The organism is Aeromonas sp. s11, from assembly GCF_040907945.1.
Taxonomy (GTDB): domain Bacteria; phylum Pseudomonadota; class Gammaproteobacteria; order Enterobacterales; family Aeromonadaceae; genus Aeromonas; species Aeromonas veronii.
Window position 1 is genome coordinate 25,277 of the sequence record NZ_JBFOCU010000038.1, and the last position, 6,065, is coordinate 31,341.

Annotated in this window: 9 protein-coding genes; 6 read left to right on the forward strand and 3 right to left on the reverse strand. The window is 53.6% G+C overall.

What is annotated here, in order from left to right:
- Positions 1-114: 114 nt before the first annotated feature.
- Positions 115-627 (forward strand): cupin domain-containing protein, encoded by a 513-nt coding sequence (locus AB5Y84_RS10900; RefSeq protein WP_368176924.1) that lies wholly within the window; start codon positions 115-117, stop codon positions 625-627.
- 101 nt (positions 628-728) lie between these two features.
- On the opposite strand, the gene AB5Y84_RS10905 is transcribed toward AB5Y84_RS10900, so the two are convergent.
- Positions 729-1,229: a DUF1993 domain-containing protein gene (locus tag AB5Y84_RS10905; RefSeq protein ID WP_368176925.1), complete on the reverse strand. Its 501-nt coding sequence runs from the start codon at positions 1,227-1,229 to the stop codon at positions 729-731.
- Between the two features lie 310 nt (positions 1,230-1,539).
- Here AB5Y84_RS10905 and ydfZ point away from each other — a divergent pair, with 310 nt between their 5' ends.
- Entirely contained in the window at positions 1,540-1,737 is a 198-nt protein-coding gene (ydfZ, locus tag AB5Y84_RS10910) for a putative selenium delivery protein YdfZ (RefSeq protein ID WP_005342516.1), read from the forward strand.
- Between the two features lie 31 nt (positions 1,738-1,768).
- On the opposite strand, the gene AB5Y84_RS10915 is transcribed toward ydfZ, so the two are convergent.
- Positions 1,769-1,897 (reverse strand): hypothetical protein, encoded by a 129-nt coding sequence (locus AB5Y84_RS10915; RefSeq protein WP_368176926.1) that lies wholly within the window; start codon positions 1,895-1,897, stop codon positions 1,769-1,771.
- Positions 1,898-1,939: 42 nt separating this feature from the next.
- Here AB5Y84_RS10915 and AB5Y84_RS10920 point away from each other — a divergent pair, with 42 nt between their 5' ends.
- From AB5Y84_RS10920 to AB5Y84_RS10935, 4 genes are all read left to right on the forward strand, one after another.
- Positions 1,940-2,377, forward strand: coding sequence for a DUF2846 domain-containing protein (locus AB5Y84_RS10920; RefSeq protein WP_017788673.1), 438 nt, complete (start codon positions 1,940-1,942; stop codon positions 2,375-2,377).
- 209 nt (positions 2,378-2,586) lie between these two features.
- Complete coding sequence (locus AB5Y84_RS10925) at positions 2,587-3,117, forward strand: transposase (RefSeq protein ID WP_236297620.1); 531 nt, start codon at positions 2,587-2,589, stop codon at positions 3,115-3,117.
- Between the two features lie 174 nt (positions 3,118-3,291).
- A complete protein-coding gene (locus AB5Y84_RS10930; RefSeq protein ID WP_368176927.1) occupies positions 3,292-3,609 on the forward strand; it encodes a hypothetical protein in 318 nt (105 codons plus the stop codon).
- A 146-nt stretch (positions 3,610-3,755) separates the two neighbouring features.
- Positions 3,756-4,241 carry a hypothetical protein gene (locus tag AB5Y84_RS10935; protein ID WP_368176928.1) on the forward strand — a complete coding sequence of 162 codons (486 nt, stop codon included), beginning with the start codon at positions 3,756-3,758 and terminating at the stop codon, positions 4,239-4,241.
- A 127-nt stretch (positions 4,242-4,368) separates the two neighbouring features.
- Here the strand turns inward: AB5Y84_RS10935 and AB5Y84_RS10940 are convergent, their stop codons facing one another.
- Complete coding sequence (locus AB5Y84_RS10940; protein ID WP_368176411.1) at positions 4,369-5,982, reverse strand: IS1634 family transposase; 1,614 nt, start codon at positions 5,980-5,982, stop codon at positions 4,369-4,371.
- Positions 5,983-6,065: the final 83 nt, after the last annotated feature.

Here is a 6,065-nt window from a genome sequence, read left to right on the forward strand (position 1 = left end):
GTCTTTTCACCATCTGCTGCGAAGTGGGCCGACCGATTTCTGCTTTTCTCCCCCGCATTTTGGCAGTTAGGATGACCCTTCCCGTGACTGCATCCTCATGGAAAAGGAACCGCTATGAATCGCCACCCCTGCATCAAACACTGGAGCGAGCTGCAAGAGCAGACGCCGCGCTACTACTCCGGCAGTCAGGAGCCCCTTTCTCGCGGCTGCGCCCTCGGCAAGCACTTCGGCTTTAGCCGCATCGGCATTCACCACGAGATTGTCGAGCCCGGCCATCGCACCAGCTGGCCCCATGCCGAGAAGACTGAAGACGAGTTTGTACACGTGCTGGAAGGGACGCCGGATGTCTGGCTCGACGGCGTGCTCTATCGCCTGCAACCGGGGGATTCGGTGGGTTTCAAGGCCGGTGACGGGCTGGCCCACGCTTTTATCAACAACACCGAAGAGACTGTCCGGCTGCTCTGCATCGGCGACACGGATCGGGAGGACAACCGCATCCACTACGCCGTGCACCCCGAGCGCAATCTCACCCTCGGCAAGCTGCACTGGGATGATGTGCCCGAGCGCGAGCTGGGGGATCACGATGGCCTGCCCGACAAGCTGCGCGAGCGCAACGGTCCCTTCTAGGGTGCAGCCCTTCTGCGCATCAGCCCAGTGCCATCCGATATAAAAAAGCCTGCCGCTTGGCAGGCTTTTGCTATCTGTTTGCCGCCTGTGGCGTGCAGCGCTTATTGCAGGTTGAGCCCGCCCAGATAGTCGCGCTTGCCGAGATCGACCCCGGCGCGGCGCAGCAGGGCGTAGGCCATGGTGAGGTGGAAGTAGAAGTTGGGAATGCCGTACTCATGGACGCAGGTATGGCCATCCATCCCCTTGCCGCCCGCCCAGTGGGGCACGTAACGGCCGCTGGCGTACTGGCTGTAGTCCGCGTCCAGCTTGCCTTGCAGATAAGTGATGGTCTTGCCGATATGGGCGCGCAGATCGGCGATGGTTTTGGGATCATCGCCCATGGCCGGCAGTTCGCTGTGGCTGGCGGTGGCGACCACGGCGCGGGCCGAATCGCAGCAGATCAGCACCTGCTTGGACAGCGGCAGCATATCGACGATCAGCCGCTCGCCGAAGAAGTTCTCCACGTTGAACTGCTTCGCCGCGGCGTGGGCCTCGGCCTTGGTCAGACAGTGATCCAGATTGGTCAGCATCTTGATGAACTGGGCGGTAATGTCGCGATTCATGAGCACTCTCCATCTTGTTGAAACAGCGGCCCGCTTGCGCGGCCACAGTGAATGAGACTGGCTAATCGGCCACCAATATACCCCAACCGCTGCCGGGTTCGAGCCCGCCACGACGAAAAGGGCAGGGCAGCACCACTGCGTGCGACAACCGCTGGCCAAGGGGGGGGCTCGCTTTTTGAGCCTGCGAGTCCCTTATCACCCCTTTTTTGATCTGTGACATAAATCACCTTTTTTCAGGGGCGTAGGCTGAATGCCGTTGTCCTGGACAGACGTCTGTGCATTCGTCAGGACACAAGAAAAGGAGAATGAGATGAAGATCTATGACCGTAACCGCAATGTGCTGAACCTGGGTCAGCGCGTGATGATTGCCGCCACCGGCGCAGTCGATTTTCTGAAAGAGGCTCATACCGACAACATGACTCCCTATCAGGCGGAGCACGAGAAGTGCGTGCTGCTGGCAAACTCCGGGGAGCGCTACGCCCCCATCGAGTTGATTAGACTAGGCTGATCCCTTTCCCTGTCACCCTACTCTTTACAATTCACCCGGCCACCGCGCCCCATCTGGTGGCCGGGTTTCTGATTTCCCCCTTCATCCCACCAAATGCTGAAAAATTGAGCCGGGTCACATCCCGCTCGATTTGAGCGATTGTCAGCCAGCGCAGGCTCATGCGAACCTTTATTTCCCGTTAACTCACTAAAAAATAACGACTATGTTCAGGCAAATAATGATGAGTGCCGCCCTGCTGTCGGCGGCGCTGCTTTCCGGTTGTGCTTCCGTACCCATGGCCGATGCCACCGCAGACGCCCAGGCCAAGCAGTTTGTGGCGCCCAAGGATGCGGCCAACCTCTATATCTATCGCAACGAGACCTTCGGTGCGGCGGTGAAAATGCCGCTGCTGGTGGATGGTATGGCGGTCGGCGATACCGTGGCCCACACCTACATCCTCAAGCAGGTGACACCGGGCAGCCACACCATCACCTCCAAGTCGGAGAACGATGCCACTCTGACCCTCAGCACCGAGGCGGGTAAAAACTACTACGTCTGGCAGGAGGTCAAGATGGGGCTGCTGATGGCCCGCTCCAAGCTGAGTCAGGTCAGTGAAGAGGAAGGCAAGCAAGGGGTGATGGAGAGCAAGTTGGTTAAGTGACCAGAGGCTTTCACCAAAAACAAGGCGTAGCTCCACCAGTTACGCCTTTGCCCGAAAGTGGGTGTTCCAGATTTCCTGTCCATGTAGGTTCGATTAGCGAAGCGTAATCGGACGATCGCGTAATCGAACATCCGCACCATCACGCCCGCAAGCAGATCGAAGTGAGGCAAGGCTATGCTTGGCTTTTCGGCCTCAACGAGGAGGACAGGATGGCCAATTGGCGGCGGGCATGGTGGCCCGGAGGAACCTGGTTCTTTACCGTCAACCTGCTGGAGCGACGCAACAACCGGTTGCTGGTGGAGCAGATCGACCTGCTGCGTCAAAGCGTTACCAAGGTGCAACAGGCTCACCCCTTCGCCATTCACGCATGGGTGGTGTTGCCCGACCACCTCCACTGCATCCTCTCTTTACCGGAAGGGGACACCGATTTCCCCCTGCGTTGGCGGCTGATCAAAAGCCACTTTTCCCGTGCCCTGCCGGTCAATGAGCGGCGCAACCAGACCCGGCTACGCCACGGGGAGCGGGGCATCTGGCAGCGCCATTATTGGGAACACCTGATCCGGGATGAGCAGGATTACCGCCACCATATGGATTACGTCCATATAAACCCGCTCAAGCATGGTCATGTCACCCGGGTGGCCGATTGGCCGTATTCCACCTTCCATCGTTATGTGGCGAGTGGCGTCTATCCGCAGGATTGGTGCGGGTCGGTGGCTGGGGTGTTGGGGGGATTGGAGTAAAAAACCCTAACAGGGTTGTTCCGTTGTAAGCGGCCGATTACGCGATCGTCTTACGCGATCGTCCGATTACGCTTCGCTAATCGAACCTACGTTCTTTATACAGAACTAAAGCCAGAGTAAACTAATCAATCATGATTGCTAAATACTATATCTGCGTGAAGGGAGAGCGCCTTAATGAAAGTAGCAATATTTATTTTCACTTTGTTTTTTTCTTTTGGTTTATTCTCAGAAGAAGTACCTAGTGAGCCAAGTGTTACTAATGGTGCTGTTACATCAAAAGAATCTTTCGATACGAATAGTAAAACACCATTTAACATCCCAGAAAGCGTTACCATAGCTAAAGATATTGTTAACATAATGTTCTTTGTCGCCATGGCATTCCTAGCGCTACTTTCATATTTGCAAGCAAGAAAAACAATATTCCAACCAATAAAAACAGAGATATTCAAGTATCAGCTCAAGGCTTTCGAGGAAGTTATTGGGCATTTTTAAAACAAAGGTGAAATTGAGTTGAGGCGGGATATGGATCTCGACTCTATAATTGACATAAACTCATTTGAGTTATTTTATGATTATGTGAAAACCTTTATGGATGGAGAGGTTTTAATTAATGACACCATTGCTAGAGAAAAAAGGAGTTGGCTAAAGGTGCATTCGTATCAAAGGAATTTGCTGCTGAGTACTTTCAGCCTGTAGGGGCTGAGAAAAGCATTGTTACTCCCACCCAAAAGCCAAGCGATCCGGCTCTAAAGCTTGCACAATGGAATAAGAAAAAATATGGAATGGTCCATTTTACAGAAAAATACAGCGAGTCTACATCTAGGATAAGTAATTTTCAAAATTCACCATTATTACCATCCGGATTAAAAAAGTTATTGAATAATTATCATCAGTTGATGGTTGATGCGGTCACGAAAGTAGGTGTTGCTATAGAGGAAGCTGGGGGGGATATGCCTACATATTTCCCAACAAAAGATAGCTTAGAAAATTTCAATCCATCATGGGTTTCTAATATTCATAATAATTGTTGCCCAAAACTGGAGCCTAAAGCTATAGAGATACTGCTATTTATTAATAATTATTTGAATGTTGATAATCTTCAGCAATCTATTTCGCCGAAATAAATCTCGTAGGTTCGAATAGCGAAGCGTATTCGGACGATCGCGTCATTAAAACTATCGCTATGAACGCTAGATAAAAACCAACCCGGCCTAAAGCCGGGTTGGTTGTATCCTACATTCCGCACCTGATTTAGGAATAAATTTGTCGGTAGCGTTCACCCAATACCTCCAAAATGATCTGCTGGTCTCCTGTTAGCTCCGTTATCTGAGGCGGGGCTTCTCCCAGTCGATACTCATGGATGCCACCAAAGCGCAAAAAGATCCAACGGGCGGTTGGCTGCTGGGTCGGCTTCTTTTTCATATCTGCCACACTGCGGTTCTGCGCCACTAACCCCTGCCGGATCCGGTGCTCCAGGGCCGCATAAATCATCAGGCTACAGGTCATCACCATCAGCAACGCTTCAATTCGTTCCGGTTTTTTCAGGTACAGTGAGGAGGTTAAAAATTCCGGGCTCTTGAGAAAACGAAAGCCTCGCTCGACATTCTGCTGTGCCTTATAGGTGGCCAACAGTTCGGCCATGGTCAGCGTGTCGCTGTGGTCATTGGTCGCCAGGATGAACACCCCGGTCTGGTTGCGAGCCGCTTCAACTTGCGCCAAGCTGGTTGCCGCCACACCACTGATGTGAAACTGGTAGCTGACCGGTGCTTCCCCCTTTTTCGGTCTGCCACAACCGGCATAAACGGGGTCACTCACCACCTCGGCATCCAGTTGCAGCAGCATCAAGCTGGCGCTAAAACGACTCAATTCGGCCTGTGCATCCGCTTGGCAGGCAAAGCGTTTGGCACACAATTTGGCGAAGGCTTTGAGCTCGCGGGTGCTCTCTTTAAGCAGGTTTTTAGCCAATGTTTGCTGCTCACGGTTGCTGGCCTGTTCGCTGCGCACCAGCAACCAGCGCTGCGCGACGCCGGCATAATGGGCGGATTGCCAACAGCCATGATAACCATTGCCCAGCGCAACCAGCGACTGGGTGCCAATCGTTGCCACGGCCTGCTTGGCCTCGTTCAACGTGACCGGCACCCGGGTGACAAACAGTTGCTGCTGTTGCGCCAGCAGTTGCAAGGTCTCGGCACAATACAGTGCTGCATCGCCGACCAGATAACGGCAATCCTGCGCAGCCTTGAGGCTGCTCAAGTGGCGACGAACAGTCTGGGCAAAGGCTTTGGTGTCGTTACTGTTGCCACTGAGGGCCTGCATGTAGATGGGTAGCCCGGCCTGATTTTCACAGATGAGTTCCAGGATAACCTGGTTCAGCTCTGGCCGATGATCTCGACTATAACCCCGCACCAATTGCAGCTTACCGATCGTGTCCCCATCGGCCTGGTCATAGGCGCCATCGACGTGGAAGCTGGTGATATCGAGGTGCACTGCGGTGCTGTTGAGCCCCAGTCGCTCAACGACTTGCGCCGCCATCACTTGATACAAGGTGCTGACATCGGCCTCAAAGAGGGCATCGAGACAGCGCCCGAGCACATCATCATTGAGATCATCTGCACAGATCCCGGGGCCAATCAGGCGCTCAACCGGCTTGTTAGCGAAGAATTGTGGGAACATGTGCAGGGTGCTGCTGTGAAAGCCGAGGCCGTTCACTATCATGGCCACCAAAGCGTCACCGTGTGAGACCTTGAAAGGCGGTGTTTTGGGGAGCACCGCATCAATCATGCGGGCAATTCCCAGTTCTTGGCAGAGTGCGGCGACCAAACCAAGGTGATCGAGGTTACGGATAGCGATAGCGGCCATGATGATCTACCTGCAAAAGAGAGTAATAGATCAGAATGGCCGATCGCCGTCAAGCTTTGAAAAAGCCAAAATTAGGTGCGGAATGACGG